The 23,706-nt window shown below is 67.4% G+C and carries 19 protein-coding genes; 13 read left to right on the forward strand and 6 right to left on the reverse strand.

Translation table 11 applies throughout. From position 1 onward, the window contains the following. Positions 1 to 70: 70 nt before the first annotated feature. Positions 71 to 502, forward strand: coding sequence for an Rrf2 family transcriptional regulator (locus H5407_RS07225; RefSeq protein ID WP_183103776.1), 432 nt, complete (start codon positions 71 to 73; stop codon positions 500 to 502). Positions 503 to 548: 46 nt separating this feature from the next. Here the strand turns inward: H5407_RS07225 and H5407_RS07230 are convergent, their stop codons facing one another. Further along, positions 549 to 1,157, reverse strand: coding sequence for an Rrf2 family transcriptional regulator (locus H5407_RS07230; protein WP_183103777.1), 609 nt, complete (start codon positions 1,155 to 1,157; stop codon positions 549 to 551). A gap of 203 nt (positions 1,158 to 1,360) precedes the next feature. Between H5407_RS07230 and H5407_RS07235 the strand changes: the two genes are divergently transcribed. From H5407_RS07235 to H5407_RS07275, 9 genes are read left to right on the forward strand one after another with little or no spacing between them, the layout of a single operon-like run. Further along, positions 1,361 to 2,413 carry a multicopper oxidase domain-containing protein gene (locus H5407_RS07235; RefSeq protein WP_183103778.1) on the forward strand — a complete coding sequence of 351 codons (1,053 nt, stop codon included), beginning with the start codon at positions 1,361 to 1,363 and terminating at the stop codon, positions 2,411 to 2,413. Positions 2,414 to 2,421: 8 nt separating this feature from the next. Then, positions 2,422 to 3,111 carry a cytochrome c family protein gene (locus H5407_RS07240; RefSeq protein ID WP_183103779.1) on the forward strand — a complete coding sequence of 230 codons (690 nt, stop codon included), beginning with the start codon at positions 2,422 to 2,424 and terminating at the stop codon, positions 3,109 to 3,111. Continuing rightward, positions 3,108 to 3,464 (forward strand): cytochrome c, encoded by a 357-nt coding sequence (locus H5407_RS07245; protein ID WP_183103780.1) that lies wholly within the window; start codon positions 3,108 to 3,110, stop codon positions 3,462 to 3,464. Before H5407_RS07240 ends, H5407_RS07245 begins: the two co-directional genes overlap by 4 nt. A 14-nt stretch (positions 3,465 to 3,478) precedes the next feature. Further along, positions 3,479 to 4,396: a multicopper oxidase domain-containing protein gene (locus H5407_RS07250; protein ID WP_310737627.1), complete on the forward strand. Its 918-nt coding sequence runs from the start codon at positions 3,479 to 3,481 to the stop codon at positions 4,394 to 4,396. Between the two features lie 54 nt (positions 4,397 to 4,450). After that, a complete protein-coding gene (locus H5407_RS07255; RefSeq protein ID WP_183103782.1) occupies positions 4,451 to 5,788 on the forward strand; it encodes an efflux RND transporter periplasmic adaptor subunit in 1,338 nt (445 codons plus the stop codon). Continuing rightward, on the forward strand, positions 5,785 to 8,967 hold the full coding sequence (locus H5407_RS07260; protein WP_220800512.1) for an efflux RND transporter permease subunit: 3,183 nt from the start codon (positions 5,785 to 5,787) through the stop codon (positions 8,965 to 8,967). The genes H5407_RS07255 and H5407_RS07260 overlap by 4 nt, the downstream gene beginning before the upstream one ends. Then, positions 8,964 to 10,895, forward strand: a complete 1,932-nt coding sequence (locus H5407_RS07265; protein WP_183103783.1) for a cytochrome c biogenesis protein ResB — start codon at positions 8,964 to 8,966, stop codon at positions 10,893 to 10,895. Before H5407_RS07260 ends, H5407_RS07265 begins: the two co-directional genes overlap by 4 nt. Continuing rightward, positions 10,882 to 12,021, forward strand: a complete 1,140-nt coding sequence (gene ccsB, locus H5407_RS07270; protein WP_183103784.1) for a c-type cytochrome biogenesis protein CcsB — start codon at positions 10,882 to 10,884, stop codon at positions 12,019 to 12,021. Before H5407_RS07265 ends, ccsB begins: the two co-directional genes overlap by 14 nt. A 10-nt stretch (positions 12,022 to 12,031) precedes the next feature. Beyond that, entirely contained in the window at positions 12,032 to 12,301 is a 270-nt protein-coding gene (locus H5407_RS07275) for a hypothetical protein (protein ID WP_183103785.1), read from the forward strand. Positions 12,302 to 12,445: 144 nt separating this feature from the next. Here the strand turns inward: H5407_RS07275 and H5407_RS07280 are convergent, their stop codons facing one another. Beyond that, entirely contained in the window at positions 12,446 to 12,679 is a 234-nt protein-coding gene (locus H5407_RS07280; RefSeq protein ID WP_183103786.1) for a hypothetical protein, read from the reverse strand. 220 nt (positions 12,680 to 12,899) lie between these two features. Between H5407_RS07280 and H5407_RS07285 the strand changes: the two genes are divergently transcribed. From H5407_RS07285 to H5407_RS07295, 3 genes are all read left to right on the forward strand, one after another. After that, the gene (locus H5407_RS07285; RefSeq protein ID WP_183103787.1) at positions 12,900 to 14,210 is read left to right on the forward strand and encodes a hypothetical protein; all 1,311 of its coding nucleotides are present in this window, start codon (positions 12,900 to 12,902) and stop codon (positions 14,208 to 14,210) included. After that, the gene (locus tag H5407_RS07290) at positions 14,207 to 14,686 is read left to right on the forward strand and encodes a thioredoxin family protein (RefSeq protein WP_183103788.1); all 480 of its coding nucleotides are present in this window, start codon (positions 14,207 to 14,209) and stop codon (positions 14,684 to 14,686) included. Before H5407_RS07285 ends, H5407_RS07290 begins: the two co-directional genes overlap by 4 nt. A gap of 90 nt (positions 14,687 to 14,776) precedes the next feature. Next, on the forward strand, positions 14,777 to 17,101 hold the full coding sequence (locus H5407_RS07295) for a TonB-dependent receptor (protein ID WP_183103789.1): 2,325 nt from the start codon (positions 14,777 to 14,779) through the stop codon (positions 17,099 to 17,101). Between the two features lie 210 nt (positions 17,102 to 17,311). On the opposite strand, the gene H5407_RS07300 is transcribed toward H5407_RS07295, so the two are convergent. The 4 genes from H5407_RS07300 to H5407_RS07315 all read right to left on the reverse strand — a co-directional run bounded on the left by H5407_RS07300 (position 17,312) and on the right by H5407_RS07315 (position 23,701). Continuing rightward, complete coding sequence (locus tag H5407_RS07300; RefSeq protein ID WP_183103790.1) at positions 17,312 to 17,818, reverse strand: hypothetical protein; 507 nt, start codon at positions 17,816 to 17,818, stop codon at positions 17,312 to 17,314. An 812-nt stretch (positions 17,819 to 18,630) separates the two neighbouring features. Beyond that, a complete protein-coding gene (locus tag H5407_RS07305) occupies positions 18,631 to 18,960 on the reverse strand; it encodes a DUF3293 domain-containing protein (protein ID WP_183103791.1) in 330 nt (109 codons plus the stop codon). A gap of 160 nt (positions 18,961 to 19,120) precedes the next feature. After that, complete coding sequence (locus H5407_RS07310) at positions 19,121 to 22,330, reverse strand: type I restriction endonuclease subunit R (protein WP_183103792.1); 3,210 nt, start codon at positions 22,328 to 22,330, stop codon at positions 19,121 to 19,123. A 57-nt stretch (positions 22,331 to 22,387) separates the two neighbouring features. Further along, on the reverse strand, positions 22,388 to 23,701 hold the full coding sequence (locus H5407_RS07315) for an McrC family protein (RefSeq protein WP_183103793.1): 1,314 nt from the start codon (positions 23,699 to 23,701) through the stop codon (positions 22,388 to 22,390). Positions 23,702 to 23,706: the final 5 nt, after the last annotated feature.

Genomic DNA, 23,706 nt, shown 5'->3' on the forward strand with positions numbered 1-23,706 from the left:
CTAAACATGCATTTTCAGCACATGTTATCATCAGCGCCATCAAAAGCAATACCTTGGAGGCATGTATTAGATGAGACTGACCGAGCACACCGACCACGCGCTGCGCGTCCTGGCAAGTTGCGCCGCGTCGCCTGAACGCCTGCTGACGATCGCGGAGATTGCGGTGCTGCACGGCATCTCGAAAAGCCACCTGATGAAGGTGGTCAGCCAGCTGAACCGCATGGGTCTGGTCGACACCATCAGGGGAAGGCATGGCGGGCTGCGCCTGGCGCGCCCCCCCGCGCGGATACGACTCGGCGATGTGGTCAGGGTGATGGAGCCGGACCTCCAGCTGGTCGAGTGCTTTGACGGCTCAGGAGGCCACTGCGTGCTGACGGGTCAGTGCGGCGTGCAGGCGGCGCTGCATCGGGCGCTGAGCGCCTTCTTCGACACCCTCAATGAGCTGACGGTCGTCGATCTTCAAGCCAAGGCGGTAAGGCCTCCTGCCCCCTCGGCTGGATAGCGTTGCCCGCTGCGAGCGTCGGGCGATGGAGGCCGGCGAACCTTGCTCAGGCCTGGGACTTGAGCGTCTTGCGCGCAGCGCCCCGCGGCGCGGACGCCGTCTTCGCAGCGACTCTGGCAGGGCTGGCGCGAACGACCTTCGGCCTGGCCGCCGTCTTTGGCTGCGCAGCCGGCGACGGCGCCGCACGGATGGGAATGGACTTGAAATTCCCGAGCTCCACCCCCAGCAGCGACGCGGCGACCGAGGGCGCGGTGATGGCGTCTGCCAAGGTCATGCGGTCCAGCTCCATCAGGAACGCATCCAGTGCGCGTCTGAAGCCCGACTTGAGATTGCAGGCTTGCCAGACCGCGCAGTGCGTCTCCTTGCCGGGCTCATGACACTCCACCAGGGCGAAGTCGGGCTCGCAAAGCCGGACGACCTGGCCCACCGAAATCTGCGCAGGCTCCTTGGCCAGATGCGCTCCCCCCGTGCGCCCTCTCACCGTCACGATCAGGCCGCTCAGGCTGAGCTGGTGCACGATCTTCATCAGGTGGTTCTTGGAGATTTGGTACGAGCGGGAGATCTCGTCAATGGTCGCCAGTTCGCCGGTCTGGTGCTTCACGGCCAGGAACATCAGCACCCGCAGCGTGTAGTCGGTGTACGTAGTGAGACGCATGGCATCGAAAAAGGTGGGGGACGGATGCTCATTTTACCTCGCACCACCCCCTCCAGCACGCCCTGATCGAACCCTAGACCAATGACTTCGAACAGAGCCAATTCCCGCATAAACTTAAAGATGCTATTGCCAAACATGTATTTAGCTTGTATCTTTCGGCCCTCGATTCAAGCGCGGCCTATCGGGCCGAGACAGGAGAGTCCATGTTTGGAAATGAATACGGAATGAAGCATCAGGCACGGGCAGCCCTTCTCTTCGGGCTGCTGTCCGTCGGGTGCATGCTGGATGCGGCTGCGGCCAAGCGAGCCTTCGAGATGAACATCGAAGACACGCGCATCACCCTCGTCGAGAAGCAGCAGTTCCACACCTTCGCCTTCGCCGGCCAGGTCCCTGGCCCGCTGTTCTACGTCGATGAGGGCGATGACATCGAAGTGAAGGTCAACAACCTCACGGCACTGCCCCACACCATCCATTGGCACGGGATGCTGCAGCGCGGGAGCTGGCAGATGGATGGCGTGCCTGACGTCACCCAGGAGGCCATCAAGCCGGGCGACAGCTTCACCTACGCCTTCAAGGCCGACCCCTCCGGCACGCACTGGTACCACTGCCACGTGAACGTCAACGAGCACGTGGCCCTGCGCGGCATGTGGGGTCCCTTCATCGTCAAGCCCAAGAAGCCCACGCCCCTGGAACAGAAGGTCACGCAGGACCACATCCTGATGCTCTCGGACTGGGACTCCAAGTGGGCCAACAAGCCTGGCTTCGGCGGGCTGCCTGGCGACAAGTTCGACTACTTCACCATCAACGGTCGGGCCTTCCCCGACACCGAGCCGCTGCGCGTCAAGAAGGGCGATGTGGTGCGCCTGCGCCTGATCGGCGCTGGTGACCTGGTCCACTCCGTGCACCTGCACGGGCATGCCTTCAAGATCGCCTTCAAGGACGGCTTCCCCCTGGCCAACCCGATCACGGCAGACACCGTGCTGATCGGCCCCGGCGAGCGCTACGACCTCATCTTCGAGGCAGACAACCCGGGCCGCTGGATGATCCACGACCACGTGGACTCCCACACCATGAATGGCGACCGGCCCCATGGCGGCCTGATGGCCGTGCTGGAGTACGACGAGGTCAAGCGCAACGACAGCTGGTACCCCTGGAACAAGCGCACGCCCAAGCCGAACTTCTACTACCAGGACTCGCTGAAGAAGGGCCCCGGCGTCTACACCAACGAGGCCTTCAAGGGCCAGGCCATCCAGTGAGGCGCCGCATGAAGAGACTCCTCTCTCTCATGGCGCTGGCAGTGGGCGGCATCACCGCCGGCCATGCAGCGACCGGTGCCGAGCTGCTGAAGTCGCAATGCGTGAGCTGCCATGCCGTCACCAAGCCGGCCGCCAGCAGCGTTGACCGGGTGCTGGGCCGCAAGGGCCCGGACCTGCACTTCGCCGGTGCCAAGTTCAAGCGCGAATGGCTGGTGGCCTGGCTCCAGAAGCCGGTGGCCATCCGCAGCGGTGGGGCCATGTTCCTCAATGCCCTGCAGCCAGGCAGCGGCGGTGCGCTGGACAGCATCGACCCGACGAAGGTGCCGGCGCATCCGGCCCTGAGTTCCGCCGACGCCGCCGCCGCCGCGGACGCGCTGATGGCGCTCAGCGGCGAGGGCCTGGTTGAGGCAGGCGGCTTCAAGAATGAGCCGCTCAATGCCTCCATGGCCAGCCTGCTGTTCAACAAGCTCAGGGGCTGCGCCTCCTGCCACTCAGCCAAGGCGGGCGCCGGCGGCGTGTCGGGTCCGGACCTGTCCGCGGCCGGGGACCGCTTGCAGCCGGACTTCATCGCCGCCTACATCCGCGATCCGCAGAAGTTCGACCCTCATGTCTGGATGCCGCGCCTGGACCTCAACGAGGGAGACATCCAGAAGCTCACCGGCTATCTCAGCTCGCTCAAGCAAGGAGCAGCCAAATGAAGCCCCTGATCGCAACCCTTCTGGTCCTGAGCGCCATGGGCAGCGCGTCTGCCGACGAGCCCCATGCCAAGGCCATCAAGCTCTACAACACCTACTGCGTCCAGTGCCACGGCGTGAATCGCGATGGCAATGGTGTCAATGCCCGGGACATGGCGGTGAAGCCGCGTGACCACACGGACACCAAAGGCATGGGTGACACCCCGGATGACGTGCTCTTCAAGGCCATCAAGGGCGGCGGGCTCGCCGTCGGCAAATCCGTGCTCATGCCCAAGTGGGAGAGCGTCATGAGCGACGAGGAGGTAGGCGCCCTGGTGGCGTACCTGCGCTTCGTCAGCAAGACCACCTCGAAATGAAAGAAGGAACTGAAGTGAAAAAACTCACCCTCGCACTCGCCATGGCTCTGGCCCTCACCGGCATGGCTGAGGCCAAGACCGTCAAGGTGACGCTGACCGCGAAGGAAGTCGATCTGCCTATCGACAACAAGGGCACGATGTACCGCGCCTGGACCTTTGACGGGCAGATTCCCGGCACCGTGGTCCGGGTCACCGAAGGCGATGTGGTCGAGTTCACGCTGGTCAATGACAAGTCCAGCAAGAACTCGCACTCGGTGGACTTCCACGCGGCCCGTACCGATCTGGTGAAGGACTTCGAGTCCATCAAGCCCGGTGAATCGAAGAGCTACACCTTCAACGCCACCCACCCTGGCACCTTCTTCTACCACTGCGGCTCGGATCCCATGATCCAGCACATCGCGCGTGGCATGTTCGGCGTGATCATCGTGGACCCGAAGGACGCCAACGCCCTGCCCAAGGCCGACCGCGAGTACGTGCTGGTGCAGTCCGAGCTGTATCCCAATCCGGACAACCAGAACGACATGATGGCCAACAAGTGGAGCAACGTCATGTTCAACGGCGGCATCTTCAAGTACGACCCGGTGCATGACCCCGCCGCCACGCGCATCCTGCAGGCCAAGCCGGGCGAGCGCGTGCGCATCCACTTCGTGAACGCCGGGGTGAACGAGTTCTCCTCCTTCCACCCCATCGCGGGCATCTGGGACCGCGTCTATCCGGGCGGCAATCCGAAGAACGTGCTGCACGGCCTTCAGAGCTACACCGTCGGCCCGGGCGATGGCGCCGCCTTCGACATCATTTCCCCCGTCGAAGGCGCCAACGCCATCGTGAGCCATGTGATGCGTCAGGCACTCACCGGCGCCATCGCGGTGCTGCAGTTCAGCAATGACGCCGACCCCAAGGCGGGCAAGGGCGACAACATCCTCGTGAAGTAAGCCACCCGGCCGGCGCGGGCCCTGGCCTGCGCCGGCGACCTGATGAGGACCACCATGAATCTCAACCGTCGCCGCTGGGGTGCCCTGCTGGGCGCCACCTGCTGTGTTGGCGTGGGCACCACCCTCGGCTGGGCGCTCGCCGGCCGGACACCGGCCGCCAGCGCCGGCACCCCGCCCCCGTCCACCCGTCATTGGACCTGCCCCATGCACCCGCAGGTGGACCGCAATGGTCCGGGCTCGTGCCCCATCTGCGGCATGGACCTGGTGCTGCGGGAGGCGACAGGCGACGCCCAGGCAGAGGCCGCGCCCATCGTCCATCTTTCCGAGCAGGTCCAGCAGAACAGCGGGGTGCGCACCGCAGCGGTAGAGCTGCGGGAACTCTCGCCTCGCCTGTGGGTCACGGGCCAGATGCTGGCGGACGAGCGCCGTGCCGTCAGCGTGGCGCCCAAGGTGGAGGGTTGGATCCGGCGGCTGGGCGTGACCGGCGTGGGCCATGTGGTGCAGCGCGGGCAAATGCTCTACGAGATCTATTCCCCCGACCTGCAGCTGCGCCAGCGCGAATACGTGGAGATCCTGAGCCGGCGCGACCTGTTGCAGGCACAGGCGGGCTCGATGAAAGCCAGCGTCGGCAGCGTCTCGCCCGACATGATGATGGGCAGCGTGGCCCGCGAGCGCTTCCGCATGCGCAGCCGGCTGCTGGCTGCCGACATGCCCGAGGCCCTGATCGATCAGCTGGAGAGCGATCGCCGCGTCCGCGAGGTGGTGCCGGTACTGGCGCAGCGCGACGGCATCGTGACGGCCATGAGCCTGCGCGAAGGGGCGTATGCCATGCCGTCACAGGTGGTGCTGGAGTACGCAGATCTGCAGCCGGCCTGGGTGGAAGTGCAGCTCACGCCGGAGCAGCTCGGCCAGCTGCGCCCGCGCAGCCAGCTGCAGCTGCGATCCAGCGTGCAGGAAGGAGAAGTCCTCGCGCTGCCAGTGGACGGCCGCCAGGCTGTGATCAACCCCAGCACCCGCATGGCCCGGCTGCGCCTGCCGCTGCATCAAGCTGCCCGGGCCTTTCCTACGGGGGCGCCCGTGCAGGGGGAGATCCTGGTTCCGGGGCGGCGCGTCCCTGCCATTCCCCGTGACGCTGTGATCCATACGGGCGCCGGCAGCTTTGTGTTCGTGCAGACCGAGCCCCAGCATTACGAACAGCGCCCCGTTCGTGTCGGGCCGGCGCTCGGGCCGCATGTGGAAGTCCTGGACGGCCTGGCGCCCGGTGAGCAACTGGTGGTCAATGGACAGTTCCTGTTGAGCGCAGAGCTCGGCAGCCGTTCGCCGCCTGCGGCGGTCTCTGGCGCGACGGCACGCACGCCAGCGCCCCCCGCCATGCAACACGGAGCGCCATGATGCACGGCCCGTCCTCTCATGCTGCCGAGGGCCTCGTCCCTCGCCTGATCGAAGCATCGGTGCGCCGTCGTGCCTGGGTCCTGGGCCTGGCGGCGCTGTTGCTGGCCGTGCTGGCCGCCATGGCCAGCCGGGTCAAGCTCGACGCCCTGCCCGACCTCTCCGAAACCCAGCTGGTGCTGAAGGCACGCTTTGAAGGCGCGCCTCCAACCTTGGTGGAAGACCAGCTCACCTATCCGATCACCTCCGAGCTGCTGGGCCTGCCCGGCACACAGACCGTGCGCGGCTTCTCTATGTTTGGAGAGGCCTTCGTCTACGTGGTGTTTGCCGACGACGTGGACCCGGCCCAGGCGCGCCTGCGCGTGCTGGAGCGGCTGCCCCGTCTGCAGTCGCGGCTGCCCGCAGGCGCCACCTTGGCCCTGGGCCCCGATGCCTCCGGCACGGGATGGATCTATCAGTACGCCCTCACCTCCACGTCCGGGCAGGGCCTGGAGTCCCTCAGAAGCCTGCAGGACTTCACCCTCAAGCCCGAGCTGCAAGCCATTGAGGGGGTGGCCGAGGTCGCCACCTTTGGCGGAGCACCTCAGCAGCTGCAGATCGAACCGCTGCCCCAGCGCATGGCCCAACTGGGCGTGAGTCCGGAGGACCTGATGCGGGCGGTGCGCGGCGCCAACCGCACGGCAGGCGGCGGCGCCATCGAGATGGGGCGCCAGCGCTTCCTGATCGCGGCCGATGCGCGCCTGCGGATCGACGACGACCTGTCCGCCCTGCCGGTCAAGACCCTGCCGGACGGCGCCGTGGTGCGCCTGGGGCAGGTGGCCCGGGCCAAGCTGGGCCCGGCACCCGTCGAAGGAGTCGGCGCGCTCAGTGGCGAGGGCGATGTGGTGGGTGGCATCGTGGTGATGCGCCAGGGTGCCCATGCGCATCAGGTGCTCCAGCGTGTCCAGGCCCGCATCCAGCAGCTCAAGCCCAGCCTGCCGCCCGGCGTCGAATGGCGGGAGACCTACAACCGCGCCGGCCTGATCGAGCGGGCCATCCGCTCACTGGGCCTGCGCCTGGTGGAAGAGGCCCTGGTGGTGGGCCTCGTGTGCGCCGTCTTTCTGGGCCGGCTTCGATCCGCCCTCGTGGCGCTGGTGACCCTGCCCTTGGGCCTGCTGGCTGCGCTGGCCCTGCTGCAGGCCCAGGGCATCACGGCCAACATCATGTCCCTGGGCGGACTGGCCATCGCCATCGGCGCCATGATCGATGCCAGCGTGGTCATGGTCGAGACCCTGCACCGCCGGCTCGAGCGGCCCGCGGCCTCAGATGGGGCGCACTGGCTGCAAGTGGTGGCCAGCGCCCGCGAAGTGGGCCCTGCCCTCTTCTTCTCCCTGCTGGTCATCACGGTCTCCTTTCTGCCCGTCTTCTCTCTCCAGGGCCAGGAGGGCAAGCTGTTCGGTCCTCTGGCGTTGACCAAGACCTACGCCATGGCCGCTGCTGCCGCGCTGTCCATCACGCTGGTGCCGGTGGTGATGGGCCTGGTGGTCCGCGGCCCGGTCCAGCGCGAGCGACGCAACCCCCTGAACCGGCTGCTGCGCCGCATCTACCGCCCGGCGCTGCGCGCGGCGATGGCGCGGCCGCAGTGGGCCGTGGTGATCGCGCTCGGCCTGGCCCTGAGCGCTGTTGTCCCTCTGCAGCGCACGGGCGCGGAGTTCATGCCTGCACTGGACGAGGGCGACCTGCTGTACATGCCGACCACGCTGCCCAGCGTGTCGATCGACGAGGCGCGCGAGATCCTGCGCCGCACCAATGCCCTGATCGCGGCCCAGCCCGAGGTGGCCTGGGTGCACGGCAAGGCGGGACGCAGTGACTCCGCGACAGACCCGGCACCGCTCTCGATGATCGAGTCGGTGGTGGTGCTCAAGCCGCGTGCCGAGTGGCCGCAGCCCATCAGCGTCGAGGCGCTGCGGCAACGGCTGCAGACCGAAATCCGCCTGGCCGGGCTCACCAATGCCTGGGGCTTTCCGATCCGCACCCGGATCGACATGCTGTCCACCGGCGTCAAGACACCGCTGGCCCTGAAGCTCAGCGGAGACGATCCGGCCCGGCTGCAGGCCTATGCCACCCAGGCGGAACGGGTGCTGGCCCAGGTGCCCGGCGTCGAGTCCGCCCTGGCCGAACGGACCCAGCAGGGGCGCTACCTTCGCATCGAGCTGGATCGCCACAAGGCGCAGCTGCTGGGCGTGGACATCGGAACGGTCATGGACCTGGTCCAGGGTCCGCTGGCCGGCATGCCCTTCGACGTGATCAGCCGCGGGCGAGAGCGCGTGGACGTGGTGCTGCGCTACCCGCAGTCGCTGCGGGAGTCCGCCGAGGCCATCGGGCAGATCCGTCTGGCGGGCATGGGGGGCAGCGAGGTGACCCTGTCCCAGCTCGCCGAAGTCAAGGTCGAGGACGGCGCGACCGAGCTGCGCAGCGAGAACTCGCGACCCGTCGCCTATGTCCTCCTGACCCTGGGCGAGCAGGACGCGGCCACCGTCATTGCCGCCGCCGATGCAGCACTGGCCGCCCTCAGCCCGCCCCCTGGCGTGCAGCAGAGCTGGGTGGGCCAGTACCTTCGCCTGCGGGAGGCCCGCTGGCGCCTCTGGGGTCTCAGCGGCCTCACGCTGCTGATCGTGGCGGGCCTGCTGGGGCTGCACTTCCGGTCCCCGCTGCGCGTGGCGGCCGTGCTGGCCAGCCTGCCGGTGGCCGTCTCCGGCGGTCTCTGGCTCAACCACCTGCTGGGCTTCAAGCTGTCCTTCGCGACGGTGGTGGGCCTGATCGCACTCGCGGGGGTGGCGGCGGAGTTCTGCGTCGTCATGCTGCTCTACCTGGATCAGGCCGTGCGAGCGCGAGCCCCCGACGGACAAGCCCTGGACCCTCAGCAGCTGCGCGCCGCGGTGCTGCAGGGCGCCTTGCTGCGCCTGCGGCCCAAGACGATGACGGCGGCCGTGATCGTGGGAGGGCTGCTGCCCATGCTGATGAGCGAAGGGGTGGGCGTCGAAGTCATGAGCCGCATCGCCGCGCCCATGGTGGGCGGGATGATCACCGCGCCGCTGTACTCCCTGCTGGTGCTGCCCAGCCTGTACCTGTGGCTCGCAGGCAAGACCCGACCCCAGGCCTCGGCCGCCCCCTCGAACCCGGTGGCGGAGCTCGCGTCGTGAACAGGCCCCTCCTCGCGCTTGCCTGGGACGTGCTGGGCTCGATGCGGTTCGCCGTCGCCATCCTGGCCCTCGTGGCCGTGGCGGCGAGCATCGGCACGGTCGTGGAGCAGCAGCAGGCCCTGTCCGTCTACGTGTCCCGCTACGGGGAGCTGCAGGCGGGTGCCATGCAGGCGCTGGGCCTGGCCGACGTCTTTCATGCAGGCTGGTTTCTCTCGCTGCTCGGCTTCCTCGCCCTGTCCACCGGCCTCTGCGTCTGGCGCAACACGCCCAAGATGCTCCGCGAGTTCACCGACTTCAAGGCGCATCTGGCGCTGGCCCAGGTCCGTCATCTGCCCGGCGCCCTGCGCCTGGAAGCGGTGGCGGTCCTGCAGCAGCGGCCGGCCCTCGTTCAGGCGCTGCGTGACACGGGCTTCCGCGTTCGCGACGGCTCTTCCGAGAACACGCTCGCCATCACCGGCCACGCGGGGCGCCATCGCCGCCTGGGCTACATCGCCACGCATCTGGCCGTGGTGGTGATCTGCGCGGGGGGGCTCATCGATGCCAACCTGCCCCTGCAGTGGCAGTTGTGGACCCAGCAGCTTCGGCCGGCGGATCCCGCCCAGCCGCTGAAGAATGTCCAGTCCTCGCCGTCCCACAACACCGCCAGCGGCGGCTTCAGGGGCAGTGTGCAACTCGTGCCCGGCCAGCGCGCCAGCCACGCGGCCGTCACGGTGGCGAACGGCTACCTCGCGCGGTCGCTGCCGGTGGCGCTGGAACTGCAGTCCTTCCAGACGCTCTACCACCCCGACGGTCGCCCGCGCGATTTCGTCAGCCAGCTGCTGGTCCGCGACCTGCACTCGGGTGATCCTCTCACGGAACTGCGCGTGAGCATGAACACGCCGGCCCGGGTGGCGGGGCTGTCGATCTACCAGTCCGGTCTCGACGATGGCGGCACGCGCCTCAGCGCCGAGCTGCTGGAGGGCGGCGGCCGTCAGCGCCTGCCCCTGAGCCTCACGGTGGGACAGGCCGGCGCCATCCTCCTGAGCGGCCAGCCCTGGACGGTAGAGCCCGCCAGCTATCGCCCCAGGAACGTGCTGCCCGAATCCGAGGAGCAGGCCCAGGGATGGCAGAAGACCTTTCTGAGCGGCCCTCGGGCCACACGGAGCCGCGACCTCGGGCCTTCGCTGACGACCGAGCTGCGGGATGCCTCAGGGCAGGTCCGCCGCCAGACCGCCTACCTCCAGCCCGTCGAGTGGGAGGGTCGCGCCTATGCCGTCATCGGCCTCGAGGCCGACGGCGCCGCCAGCCGCTGGCTGAGGCTGCCGCTGGATGCAAAGGGCGGCCTGGACGACTACGCCGCCCTGGTCCAGGCCCTGTCCATGCCGGCCAGCCGTGCTCGCTTGGCTGAGCGGCTGGTCGGGAGCACCCGCGTCGGCGCTTCCCTGCAGGCGGTCAGCCAGGTCCTGGACCTGGCATCCGACGCCTTTATCGACAGGGGCTGGGAGGGAATCCGCGCGGACCGTCCGCTGCTCGCAGACCTGCTGCTGCGAGCTGGCGTGCAGGCGCTCCGGGACATCCGCCCCGGGCTGGCGTCCGAGCAGGCACTGGCCTTCGTCCGCGACTCGCTGCTGGCCTACGGGGACTGGTGCGACGCGGGGCGACCGCCCCTGCTGCACCCGATCGAGGCCTCCCCCGTCAGCGCCACGGTGCTGCAGGTGACGCATGCGCCCGGCGCGCCCGTCGTCTGGCTGGGCATGGCCCTCCTGGCGATCGGCGTGGCCCTGATGGTGCTGCAGCGCGAGCAGCGCCTGTGGCTGCGCAGCGACGGCCCCGACCTCCTCGTGATCGGCCTGCTCCCGCCGCCTCGCGCCGACGAGGCCGAGCCGCCCTGCCTGGCGCCTCTGAAGGCGCTGATCAACCCGACAAGGAAAAGCCATGAAACAGATTGAGACCTGGCCCCCACGACTCAAGGTCGGCGGCCAAGGAACCGCGCCCGAGTGGCAGGTCCATGGCGGCCTCTACCTTCTGCTGGCCGTGGCTGGCGCCCTGCGTGCGGGGCCCGCCCTGCTGGGCTGGGAAGGGGTCATCGGCATGATGGCGCTGGGCGCCGCGCTGGCATTGGCCCGGCAGTGGGCGCCAGGTTCACGCCTTTTGCTGCTCGCACTGGTGCAGGCAGCAGCGTCGGCGCTAGTGGCCATGTCGCCCGGCGCTGCGGGTCGTCACTGGGCGGCCCTGGCCTCGAGCCAGGCCCAGATCCTGCTGATGGTCACGCTCGCGCTCATGGCCTTCCTCGCATTTGCCCTCGCGCTGAGCCCGCGCCTGGCGGGTCTGCACCGGGCTGGCTGGCGCTGCCTGCAGGGCAGCGTCGTGGTCGGCCTGGGGGCCCTGGTCCTGCGCTGGCTGGAGTCCTACCAGTTGGGCGCCCACCTGGGCCATGTGCCCATCAGCAACCTCTACGAGGTGATGGTGCTGTTCGTGGTCGTCTGCGGCCTGCTGCAGCTAAAGCTGCTCGAGCCCTCTGGCCTGCGGGGCGCAGCCCCGTTGCTATCGCTCGTCTCCGTGGCTGCCTGCGCCTTCCTGGTCTGGTATGCGATGTACCGGGGCGCGGACCAGATCCAGCCCCTGGTACCGGCACTGGACTCCTACTGGATGAAGCTGCACGTCCCCGCGAATTTCGTGGGCTATGGCTCCTTCTGCCTGGCGGCCATGCTGGGCCTGGCCCGGCTGCTGGCAGACAGGCCACGGCTTCGTGCGCACCTGCCCGCACCCGCCACGCTGGAGATGGCCATGCACCGGCTCATCGGGCTGGGCTTTGTCTTCTTCACGCTGGCGACCATCCTGGGCTCGCTGTGGGCCGCCGAGGCCTGGGGCGGCTACTGGTCATGGGACCCCAAGGAGACCTGGGCCCTGATCGTCTGGCTGAACTATGCCGCCTGGCTGCACATGCGGCTGGTCAAGGGCTACGGCGGGCGCCTCATCGCCTGGTGGGCACTGCTGGGCCTGCTGGTCACGCTGTTCGCTTTCCTGGGCGTCAACATGTACCTGGCCGGCCTGCATTCCTACGGCAGCCTTTGAGGGGGAAGACATGGTTTCCAGCTTCCTCGCCCTGGGACTCCTCGCCAGCAACGTCGCCGCCTGGCTGTGCCTGCGATGGTTGCGGGGCACTGCGGCACGGCTGGCGCTCTTTTGTGCCGCGCTCCTGGGCTGGTGCGCCGTGCCTCGGCTGATCGACGGCTCCTACGGCATCGCACAGCAGCCTTGGCACGCAGCGGCGGTCATGGCAGCGGTGTTCATCGTGGCCGCCAGCCCGAGCTGGTTCCTGCATGAAGTCCTGCGAAAGCGGCGCGGCGCTTGAGGGCGTCGAAGGCGACCCGCAGCCAGGCCAGCCCCCGGCGTCCGGCCTGCCCTGAATCTCCAGGCGCGGAGCAGCGAAAGAAAAGGCGCGCCGGATCCCTCCGGCGCGCCGACAGCGCGGGCCAGATCCCTGGCACGCGACGCATCAGGCCATGGCCGGCGTCGTTTGGCTCATCTCATGCTGCGCAGCCAGGCGAAGCACATAGCCGAGCTTGAAGAAACCCGCCGCGATCACGATGGCGAGATGCGCCAGCACTTGCAGGCCCAGGCCGACCTGGTCGGCCAGCGGGTAGGCGACCAGGGTGCTCAGCACCATGATGGCAAAGGACACCATCAGCGTGCGGTTGCCCGTCCTCAGGAAGCGTTGGGGGGTGTGCATGGCGAGTCATCACATTTCGTTTAACATGCATTCAGAATAGATGTATTATTCGACGAACGCAAGATGCAAATGCAAAGCCATCAGGGCACGCGAGGCGTTTGCACCAATAGCGAGAATTCATTCACTCGTTGATCGCGCATGCAAGAAGACTCATCCCTAGATGCTCGCCATTTTTCATGCATATAACATGACTGTTTTCCCAAGAAGCCAGGAGAGAAACATGCGCCAGCAGCTCAATGCCGCCCGCTTCACGGCCCCTCGCCTCGCGTCCTCGCCGTTGATGGATGCCAACCCTCATGAGGCCACCCGGCTTGCGGGTGACGCACCGGCCCATGCCCCTTTCCCGGGCGTGCGCATGCCGCCGAACCGGCACCGCCGGCAGCTGCTGGGAGGCACCCTGGCGGCACTGAGTGGCGCGGCGCTGGCGAAGGTCGATCTCGATCAGGAAACACCGCTGCCGCCAGGCCCAAGGCCTCCTCTGGGCGCCGATGCCGCGGTGGATGGCGAAGGCCGGCTGTGGCTTCTGAGTGCGGGCGCTGGCCAGGACCTGCAGCTGCGCGTCTACCAGGGCGCGGCCCGCTTTGATGAAGCCCGCTCCCTCGGGACGCCCGCCGAGCCCATCCATTGGACGAGCGAGAACGCCCCGCGCCTGGCTTTCGGGCCGATGGGCCGGGCGGCCCTGGCCTACAGCACGCGCGGGGAGAACCACCGCGCCGGTCGGCTGCGGGTCCATCTGTCCCGCGATGGCGGCCGCAGCTTCGGCCCCGCGCTGGCCCCGGGCGAGCCGGCCTACCCTGAAGGCCAGGGCTTTGCGTCCCTGGCCTTCGATCGCTCTGGGCAGCTGCATGTCAGCTGGCTCAACCGGCACGCGCCCGGGTCCCCTGGCGCTGCGAGCGGCTCCCTGCTGTACCACTGCACGGCGAACGAGGCATTCGAGGCCTTGCAGCCACCGCAGCCGCTGGCATCGACCAGTTGCCAGTGCTGCCGGACCGCCACAGCCGTCAGCAACGAGGGGCAGCCCGCCTTCCTGTGGCGCCACATCTTCCCGGGCGGCACTCGCGACAACGCCTTTGCATCCAGCCGGCGCCCCGGCCATGTCGAGCGCATCGGCCACGATCGCTGGCGCCTGGACGCCTGCCCGCACCATGGCCCCTCCCTGTGCGCGGACGCAGCAGGCGGCTTCCATGCCGTGTGGTTCACCCATGTGGCCGGAGAGGGCCGCGTGCGGTATGGGCGCCTGGATGCTGACGGCCGGCTGCGCCAGTCCGAGCGAAGCCTGCCCGATCCCTCGGCCGAGCATGCCGTCGTGGCGGCCCTGGGCACCCAGGTGGTCGTGCTCTGGCGCTCCTTCGACGGCGAGCGCCATCAGCTCCATGCCTGGCTCTCCCGCGACAGTGGCCGGCACTTCGAGCGCAGGGTTCTGGCCCAGACGCCTCATGCGGCGGATCACCCGCGCCTGGCCAGCGGCAGCGGCCGCCTGTATGCCGTCTGGCAGACCGCCACACAGGTCTTCGTGGAGGACCTCGCATGAACAGCCCCCTCTTGCGCCCACTCGGCATCCTGGCCCTGGCTGCGGGATGCCAGGCCCTCTGGGCCGGCGAGGCCACGACCCTGACGCCCGAGACCTGGCGCGCGCTGCAGCGGCAAACGACCAGGCCGACCGTGGTGCTCTTCTCGGCCACCTACTGCTCGACCTGCCCCCGGGCCGTCGAGGCGCTCGATCGCTTCCGCCAGGCCAAGGCCCAGCCGATCCAGTTGATCACGGTGGTGATGGATGCCGACGAGCAGGCCCTCCCCTCCCCCTCCGCCCACAGCCGCGGGCACCCGGGCGATCGGGCGTTCAGGCCAGGCCCCAGCGCGCAGGCCCTGCAGTTCGCCGTCGATCCCCGATGGCGTGGAGAGACCCCTCGCCTGGTCCTGCTGAGGCCGGGTGCCGGCCGACGCGACCTGCTGGGCATTCCCAGCACCGAACAGCTCGACTGGCTATTGGACAAACCAAGCCACTAGGCGGTCCGCAGTTGCTCCCGCGCAGGCGCTCCCCACACCCCGGGCGCACCGCGCCCTCCGCTGAATGCTCACAAGATGAATTTCCGAACCTTGAAGACACTGCTGCTGCCCGCCCTCGTCTCCCTGGCCTGCCAGGCCCTGGCGCAAGGCGTGGCCACCGAGGCCCAGTTCACGCCGGTCATCGTGGCCGGTCAGTCCATCCGAAGCGGCCTGCCTGCCACCCTGGCCGGCAGCACCGTCGGCACCTCGGCCCTGCAGTTGCGGGCGCAGAACCTGGTCAATCCGGAAGACGCGCTCGCCTATGCCCCCAACACGACCCTGCGCAAGCGCTACATCGGGGATCGCAATGCCCTGATCGCCGGTCGCAGCTTCGGCACCCTGCAGCCATCGCGGGGTCTGGTCTACCTGGACGGCTACCTGATCAGCAACTTCCTGGGCCGCTTCGACGCGCCGCGCTGGAACATGATCAGCCCCGAGGCGCTCGAACGTGTGGACATGTTCTTCGGCCCCTACTCCGCCCTGTTTCCGGGCAACTCCATCGGCACCACGGTGGCGGTCACTCAGCGCGTGCCGAAGCGGCTGGAGGTCTCCGGCCGCCTGACGGCCTTCTCCCAGACGCTGGCCCCCTACGGGCAGCGCGACCGCTTCGGCGGCGGGCAGGCCTCCCTGCATGCGGGTACGCGCCTGGACAGCGGCATGTGGATCGTGGGGGACTTCAACCACCAGAGCTCGACCTCCCAGCCCATGCAGTACCACACGGTGGTGGCCAATGCGGCGGGCGTCTTTCCGACCGTGACGGGCCCAGCCACGCGCGTCACCGGCATCGTCTATGACCGGGACCCCAAGGGCCTGAGGCGCGCCGCGTTCGGCGCGAACGCGGGCGCCATCGAGCATGCGGTGCAGGACACGCTGAACCTGCGTGCGGGCCTGGACCTGACGCCCACGTTGGTGGCCAGCGGCATGGCCTCCTGGTGGCAGGTGGATGCCCAGGCGCGCAACGAGACCTGGCTGCGCGATGCCTCCGGCCAGGCGGTCTGGTCCGGCCTGGTGACGGACGGCGCCAACCGCTTCGACATCCCGCTGGCCAGCTTCGCGCCCGCAACGCGCCAGGAAACCCACCAGCAGCTGGGCGCCACCTTCAAGACACGGCACGGTCCGGGCTGGAACCAGTCCCTGGTGCTGTCCGACTACAGGATCCTGAAGGACGCTGCACGCCAGGCCAGCCGCCCGGACCCGCTGGCATCCCTGGGCGGCGCCGGCACCCTGACCCGGCGCGACGGCACCGGCTGGAACACCGCCGAAGTGCAGGCCAGCTACACACCGGTGCCCGGTGACTGGGGCGACGGCCGCCACGCCCTCGCCCTGGGCCTGCATCACAACAGCTACCGGCTGGAGAACCGCGTCAACAGCATGACGGCCGCCGAGGACTGGCGAGGGGCTGAGGGCACACCGTCCCAGTTCTTCGGAGGGCGGACCGAGGTCATGGCGCTGTATGCCCAGGACGTCTGGGACATCGCCGAGGACTGGAAGCTGACCCTGGGCTGGCGCCAGGAGCGATTCAAGGCCTTCGACGGTCGCCAACTGGGGAGTGGCGTGACGGTGAACTACGACAGCCGGGTACTGAACGGCCGCTCCCCCAAGGCCGCGCTGTCCTGGTCCCCCAGCGATGCACTGCTGCTCAAGGCCAGCCTCGGGCGGGGCGTCCGCTTTCCCAACGTCGAGGAGCTCTACAACGGCACGGTGAGCGCCACAAGCCAGACACTCTCAGATCCCACCCTGAAGGCAGAGACCTCCGATGCCCTGGAACTGAGCGCCGAGCAGGACTGGGAGCGGCAGCGCCTGCGGCTGTCCCTGTACTGGGACGATGTCCGCCATGCCATCCTGCGCCAATCGACACCCGATGCCGCCGTCTGCAAGACCACCGTCACCGGGGCGCAGACCTATACCTGCGTGCAGAACGTGGAGCGGGTGAAGACGCAGGGCGTCGAGCTGGTGTGGTCTGCCGAAGACCTCTGGGTCAAGGGGCTGCACCTGAGCGCCAGCGCCGCCTACACCTTCCGCAGCGAGGTGACGGCCAATGCCAAGGACCCCGCCATGGTGGGCAAGTGGTGGCTGCGCGTGCCCCGCACCCGCGCCACGCTGCAGGCCAGCTATCGGCCGGATGCCCGATGGCTGTACTGCGTCGGCTGGCGCCATCAGGGCCGTGCCTATGCCGACACCTACAACCTCGATATCAAGCCCGGGGTCTACGGCGGTGTGTCCAGGCTCAATCAGCTGGACGTCCGTGGCGCCTACAAGTTCAATCGGCAGATCGAGCTGGCGCTGGGCATCAACAACCTGACGGGCCAGCAGGCCTACCAGAGCCACCCCTTCCCGGGGCGCACGGCATTCGTGGAGCTTCGCCTCGAACGCTGAAGAACAGGCGCTGCCGCGGCCATGCGCTGCCCTGCAGCCCCTTCCTGCCCTGCTTGCCCAGCACTGCAGCCGGCAGCTCAAGCGTGCCGCGCAGCTTGGCGGCCACGTTTGCAAGCCTCCCCCACCTCGTGGTCACCGGCGCCTGACGTTCAACACCACTGCCAAGCTGAAGGTCGGCGGACGCCGCAGGCGGTCCGCCGAGCTGGCATGCTATACCGCCCCCTCGACTGGATAGCCATAGTGCGGAGGCTGGTTGACCGGCACCCAAGGCCAGTGTGCTGGCTTCTTGATGGCGCGACGCGCGGCTGCGAATTCCTGCTCGGTTAGAAATAGTCCGCTCAAGTCATTGCCTCCGTACAGCGCGTAGAAACGGTGCTCGGACGAAGCAAGGCTGGCATTCACAATATCGAAAAACGCCACGGTGGCTCGCGCCCACCCGTCTTGGCTTTTCGCACCGATATCCCAGATCACGTACTTCTTCCCTCCAGCAGCGACGCAGTATGTGGCGCCGTCGTCGTCGCCTTCTTCCGTGACTTCAAGGGGAGAACTGGCATACCTTCTGAGAAGCGGAAGCAGTTGTTGGTATGCCGACAGGATGCCTCCCTCCGCCAGATCTTCGGCGTCCAGGTGGACCATTTGGCCGTAGTCCAAGGGGTCCCGCTCCGCGGGACCGGCGCGACGGAACAAGGACCTGAGGCGATCGGTGATGCGCGTCATGTGAGCTCAAACGTGTGTGGGGGGGGGAGACGGAAGCTGCGGAACTGCATCGGTGGCAGCTTCACTTTCTTGGGATTGATAGCGCATTTGTCCAGCACCATTTTTCTGGCTATTTCAGGACGTTGCTGCATATCGACTGGAGGACCTCTTCGGCCCTAGGAGGTCGCATGCTGCCATCACTGCAGGGCCATTGGCTACCCCATAAAACCCTGCGTCCGACGTCGCTTGTGCAAGACCTAGGCCCCATGCGGCGCGGCTGAATCAACGCGGCTTACGCGGGGGCTCGAACTCTGGAACATGGAGCACATGGCGGCGGCACGGCCGCCATGTGCTGCTAAGGGTTAGATGCGCTTTTCACTGGCCAAAAGAAGCATGTGAACGATGACCCAGACAATCCATGCGCTGATTTGCCGCGGAATGAGCGGCAGGTGCAGGACAAAGTTCAGGTAGATGATTGGGCGCATGAGAGCTCCGGAAGTTGTAGGAGCCACGTAATGCTGAACATGGATGTATAGGAATCGCCACGGCTTTCGCGGGGGCTCGAACTCTGGAACATGGAGCCACGAAGAAGTCCCCGTAGTTTTTCGCGAGGTCCGCGAGCGTACCGAATGTATGGAGCTGGAGCACCTCGGGGAGCATCCACCGCATTGAGCGGCCAGCGAATCCATCGCCGGCAGATTCGGCTGCGTGCCGCAGACGCCGCACACTGGGGTGAAGCAACACGAGGTGGAGGCCGGACACGCTGCGCAAACTGGGGGAATTCAGCAGTGGAGGTCCTGCGGGATGTGTGACGACCACAGCGACGCCGATGGCTAGACCAGAACCTCGGGATGCCATCGCAGTTGGCATCCGGTACGAGGGCACAGTGTCACGGCAGCGAACTGCCGGTACTCCCGCAGCCATTCATCGATCTGCGGCACCGTCGGGTCCAACACGCACAAGCTGGCCTCGGGCGGCCATTCGCCGCTGGGATCTCGCCCCTGCGAAGGCAACCAGCGCAGCATGGCCGCCTCAATTTGCGCCTTCAGTCGTTCCTGCTGGTGCTCATTCTCTGCGTCCAATGTGGGGGCGCTGAAGGGGTTCCAGGCCGTGATGATGCAGGCCCTATCAGCCTTGACATGCGCCAGCCATTCAACGATCACGAGGCCTGATTGCCCGACTGTGAAGACTCCTGCGGGGGATGCCAGCACCTCGAACAAGGTGGCGTCATATGCATGCCGAAGGTACTGCGGCGGCTGTGGGACGGGGTGATCGGAAGTCACGCGCACGCTCCAGAGGAGCGCCGCAGAGTTCGGCGGGATCTCAACTCCACGCCTCCCCCAAGGCCTGCGCCTGCTGCAATACCAGCTCCACCGCTGCCTCCTGCATGTCCGGCGGGTACCTGTACTTGCGCAAGATGCGCTTCACCATCAGGCGCAGGCTGGCGCGCACGCTCTCCCGCTCTGACCAGTCCGTGCTGAGGTTCTTGCGCAGGTTGTCGGTCAGCTCGTGGGCGATTTTCTTGAGGGTCTCGTCGGTAAGCTCCTTCACCGCGGACTCGTTGTTGGCCAGCGCGTCGTAGAAGCGCACCTCATCGTCGGACAGGCCCAGGGCCTCACCCCTTGATGCGGCCTCCTTGAACTTCTTGGCCATCTCCACCAGCTCTTCCATCACCTGGGCGGTCTCGATGGAGCGGTTCTGGTAGCGGGTGATGACGTTGCCCAGCAGCTCGGAGAACTTCTTCTGCTGCACGATGTTGGTGGCGAACTTGGACTTGATCTCGCCCTCCAGAAGGCGCTCCAGCAGTTCCACGGCCAGATTGCGCTCGGGCAGGTTCTTCACCTGTGCCAGGAAGTCGTCATCCAGCAGGCCGATGTTGGGCTTTTCGAGGCCCACGGCGTCGAAGATGTCCACCACGCTCTCGGAGACCACCGCCTGGCTGATGATCTGGCGGATGGCGAGGTCGCGCTGCTCATCGGCGCGCTTCTGCGCCACGATGTCCCGCTTGGTCAGAATCACCTTCACGGCCTGCATGAAGGCCACCTCTTCACGCACGGCCTTCGCCTCATCCAGCGTGCAGCAGAGCGAGAAGGCCTTGCTCATGGCCAGGGCTGTGTCTGCAAAGCGCTTCTTACCGCTCAGGCCCGCCTCAAGGGGCAGACCCAGCACATGGTTGGCCGCGCCGGCCAGGACCTTGTGCCCGCCCGCGAGGAAGCCGCTCCAGTCATAGCCATGGAGCAAGGTGCGCAGCACATCCAGCTTCTCCGCCAGCACCGAATAAGCCTCGTTCGCGTCCACCGTAGGGCGGCCACGGCCTTGGGCTGCGGTGTACTCCTTCATCGCAGCCTGCAGCTCGTTGCCGATGCCGATGTAGTCCACGACAAGGCCGCCCTGCTTGTCCCGGAACACCCGGTTCACGCGAGCGATGGCCTGCATGAGGTTGTGGCCCTTCATGGGCTTGTCCACGTACATGGTGTGCACGCAGGGGGCATCGAAGCCGGTGAGCCACATGTCCCGCACGATGACCAGCTTCAAGGGGTCGAGCGGGTCCTTGAAGCGCTTCTCCAGGCGCTTCTTGACCTGGCTGTTGTAGATGTGGGGGCGCAGCAGGGCCTTGTCGCTGGCGGATCCGGTCATGATGATCTTGACGGCGCCCTTCTCTGGGTCCTCGTCATGCCAGCCCGGGCGCAGCTTCACGATCTCGTTGTAGAGGTGCACGCAGATGTCCCGGCTCATGGTCACCGCCATGGCCTTGCCGGGCTGCGCCGCCAAGCGTGCCTCGAAGTGCGCCACCAGATCGGCCGCGATGGCCGCCACGCGAGGCTCTGCCCCCACCACCTTCTCGAGCGCCGCCCAGCGGCTCTTGAGCTTGGCCTGGGCGTCTTCCTCTTCGTCCTCGGCGAGCTCGTCGACCTCGGCATCGACGTGAGGCAGCTCCTCTTCCTTCAACCGCAGCTTGGCCAAGCGGCTCTCGTAGTAGATGGCCACCGTGGCGCCATCCTCCTTGGCCTGCTGCATGTCGTAGACATGGATGTAGTCCCCGAAGACGGCGCGGGTGTCGCGGTCCGCGGCTGACACCGGGGTGCCCGTGAAGGCGACGAAGGTCGCGTTGGGCAGCGCGTCACGCAGGTGCTGCGCATAGCCCACCTGGTACTTGGAGACGGTGTAGCTGGCGCCCCCATCGAACTCCACCATGGGAGGCTGCGTGCCCGGCGCATCACCATCCGCAGTCGGCAAGGCCTGCGACTTGGGCGCCGAGACCTTGACCTCCTTCAGCTTGGCTTCGAAGCCGTACTGCGTGCGGTGCGCTTCGTCGGCGATGACGACGATGTTGCGGCGGTCCGAGAGCGTGGGGAACAGGTCCTCGTCCTCGCCCGGCATGAACTTCTGGATGGTGGCGAAGACGATGCCGCCGGACGGCCTGTTGGCCAAGAGGGCCCGCAGCTCCTGCCGCGTCGTGGCCTGGGCAGGCTGCTCTCGCAGCAGGTCCTGCGAGAGGCTGAACACGCCGAAGAGCTGCCCGTCCAGGTCATTGCGGTCGGTGATGACCACAATGGTCGGGTTCTCCATCCGCGGCTCCTGCATCACCCGCGCCGCGAAGCAGGTCATGGTGATGCTCTTGCCGCTGCCCTGGGTGTGCCACACCACGCCCCCCTTGCCGCGCGTGCCCGTGGCGCTGTCAGCGCGCGACGCCGCGACGACCTGGTGGATGGCCGCCTGGACGGCATGGAACTGGTGATAGCCGGCAATCTTCTTCACCAGCTGCCCGTCGTCCTCGAAAAGCACAAAGAAGCGCAGGTACTCCAGCAGCCGGGCGGGCGCGAGCGCGCCGCGCACCAGGGTCTCCAGCTCGTTGAACTCGCCCAGGGGATCCAGCTGCACCCCATCGATGGTGCGCCACTGCAGGAAGCGTTCGGCGTTGGCCGAGAGCGAGCCCATGCGGGCCTCGCTGCCGTCCGAGATGACCAGCAGCTCGTTGTACTGGAAGACGTCCGGGATCTGCGCCTTGTAGGTCTGGATCTGGTCGTAGGCCTTCCAAATATCCGCCTGCTCGTCAGCCGGGTTCTTGAGCTCGACCAGCACCAGGGGCAGGCCGTTGATAAAGAGCACGATGTCCGGACGGCGGGTGTGGTGTGGCCCCTTGATGGTGAACTGGTTGACCGCCCACCATTCGTTGAGGGTCACGTCTTGCCAGTCGATCAGGCGAGCGAAGTCACCGCGCGTCTCGCCGTCCTTCTGGTACTGCACCGGCACGCCGTTGACCAGCAACTTGTGGAAGGCACGGTTGGCCGAGAGCTGGGCCGGGATCCCCAGGTTGAGTACCTGCTGCAGGGCATCGTCTCGAGCAGCCGTCGGCAGGTGCGGGTTCAGGCGCGCGATGGCGGCAGACAGGCGCTCCTTCAGCAGCACCTGGCGGTAGTCCGAGCGCTGGGCGTTGTCGCCATCCGGGGCAATGGTCTGGCCGTGGTGGTGGGCCCATCCCAGCTCGGTGAGCCATCCCAGGGCTTCTTGTTCGAGTTGATCTTCAGTCATCGTGCTCCCCGTGCTTGGCTCTGCGGCCTACGTGCTGATGTGTGTGTTCGATGAAGTCTATGCCGCCCGTGCCAGCCCGCAGGCCGCAAGCGACTGAGGCAAGCCCAGCCGCTCCAGGCCGCCCATGGACTCGCGGTCCAGGTCAAAGGGCAGCACCTCCAGGTGCAGCCGCTCGTCGAAGGCAAAGGCCGGCAGTGGTGCCTGGAATCGCTCCGTGGCCGGGTAGACCAGCGCCATGCGCCCCTCGCCTCTCAGGTACTTCTGCCCGTAGGCATAGAGCTGATAGAAGTCCGACTGGCTGAGGCCGTACTTGCGGGCACGGTCGCTGGCGTCGAGCAGCTTCCACTTGGTGTCCAGCACCCAGGCCTGCCCCTGGTGCGTCACGAACAAGTCGGGCTGCAGTTGGAAGAAGTCCTGCTGTTCGTGCCGGCACAAGGACTGACTCCGGGCCGGGGTGCGCAGCACGGCCTCCGCCGGTAGCTGCTGGCGCAGCCAGCGGGCCACGTAGCGCTCGAAGAGCTTCTCCATGGGGAAGAGCAGGCTCAGGCCTTGGAATTCGCCGGCCAGGGCCAAGGGCATGTGCTCGCCTAGGATCAGCTCGCACCAGGGCCTGACGGGGCGGTAGTGGGCCAGCAGCCGGTCTTGCCCCCAGGCGCGGAAGTCCTGCGGGATCTGTCGGCTGGCCGCGATCTCGGCGAGGCGGAAGCTCAGCTCCTGAGCCAGCCGCCAGTTGTCCGGGTCCTGCGTGTGCTGGCGCACCCGCTCCAGTGCGCGCTTGAGCAGCCGGTTCTCAGGCCGGTCGGGCAGATAGACCTCATGCCGCACCTGGAAGCGATGCTCCCGGCCAGGCGGCTGCTGGAGCTGTCGCGTGACGTCCAGCTGGCCGCGCAGAAAGGGCAGCTCCTCTTCGACGCGCTGGTACTCGAAGCGCAGCCCGCGGCTCACCAGCGCATCGAGGTGCTGCAGGAACTGGCGCATCACCCACTCGGACAGCGGGGCGTCGAAGAGCTGTAGCGAGGCCGCGCCCACTTCACGCGTCGGCAGGTCCAGCAGGGCCAGCAGGAGCTTGCGCAGCAAGGCTCTCGCCTCGTCCAGGTCACCGCCTTCGGCGTGGTGCTTGGGGACGATCTCGAGGGTCGTGCCGCAGGGTGTTTGAACCACCCCGACGAAGCTATCCAGCTTCAGGCGCTGCCGACCCTCGACCTGCAGCAGCCGGGCGCCATTGCGCGAGAAGCGCTCGCTCAGGCGGCACAGGTGGTCGAACGCGGTCACGCTGACTTGCGCGCAGTCCAGCGTCGGGTCCACCGCCTCGGTGGTCAGGCAGGCGTACTCACGCACGCTGATGCGCTGAGGGGCCCGAGGAGATGCCATGGCGC

The sequence above is a fragment of the Mitsuaria sp. WAJ17 genome (assembly GCF_014174515.1).
Classification (GTDB): domain Bacteria; phylum Pseudomonadota; class Gammaproteobacteria; order Burkholderiales; family Burkholderiaceae_C; genus Roseateles_B.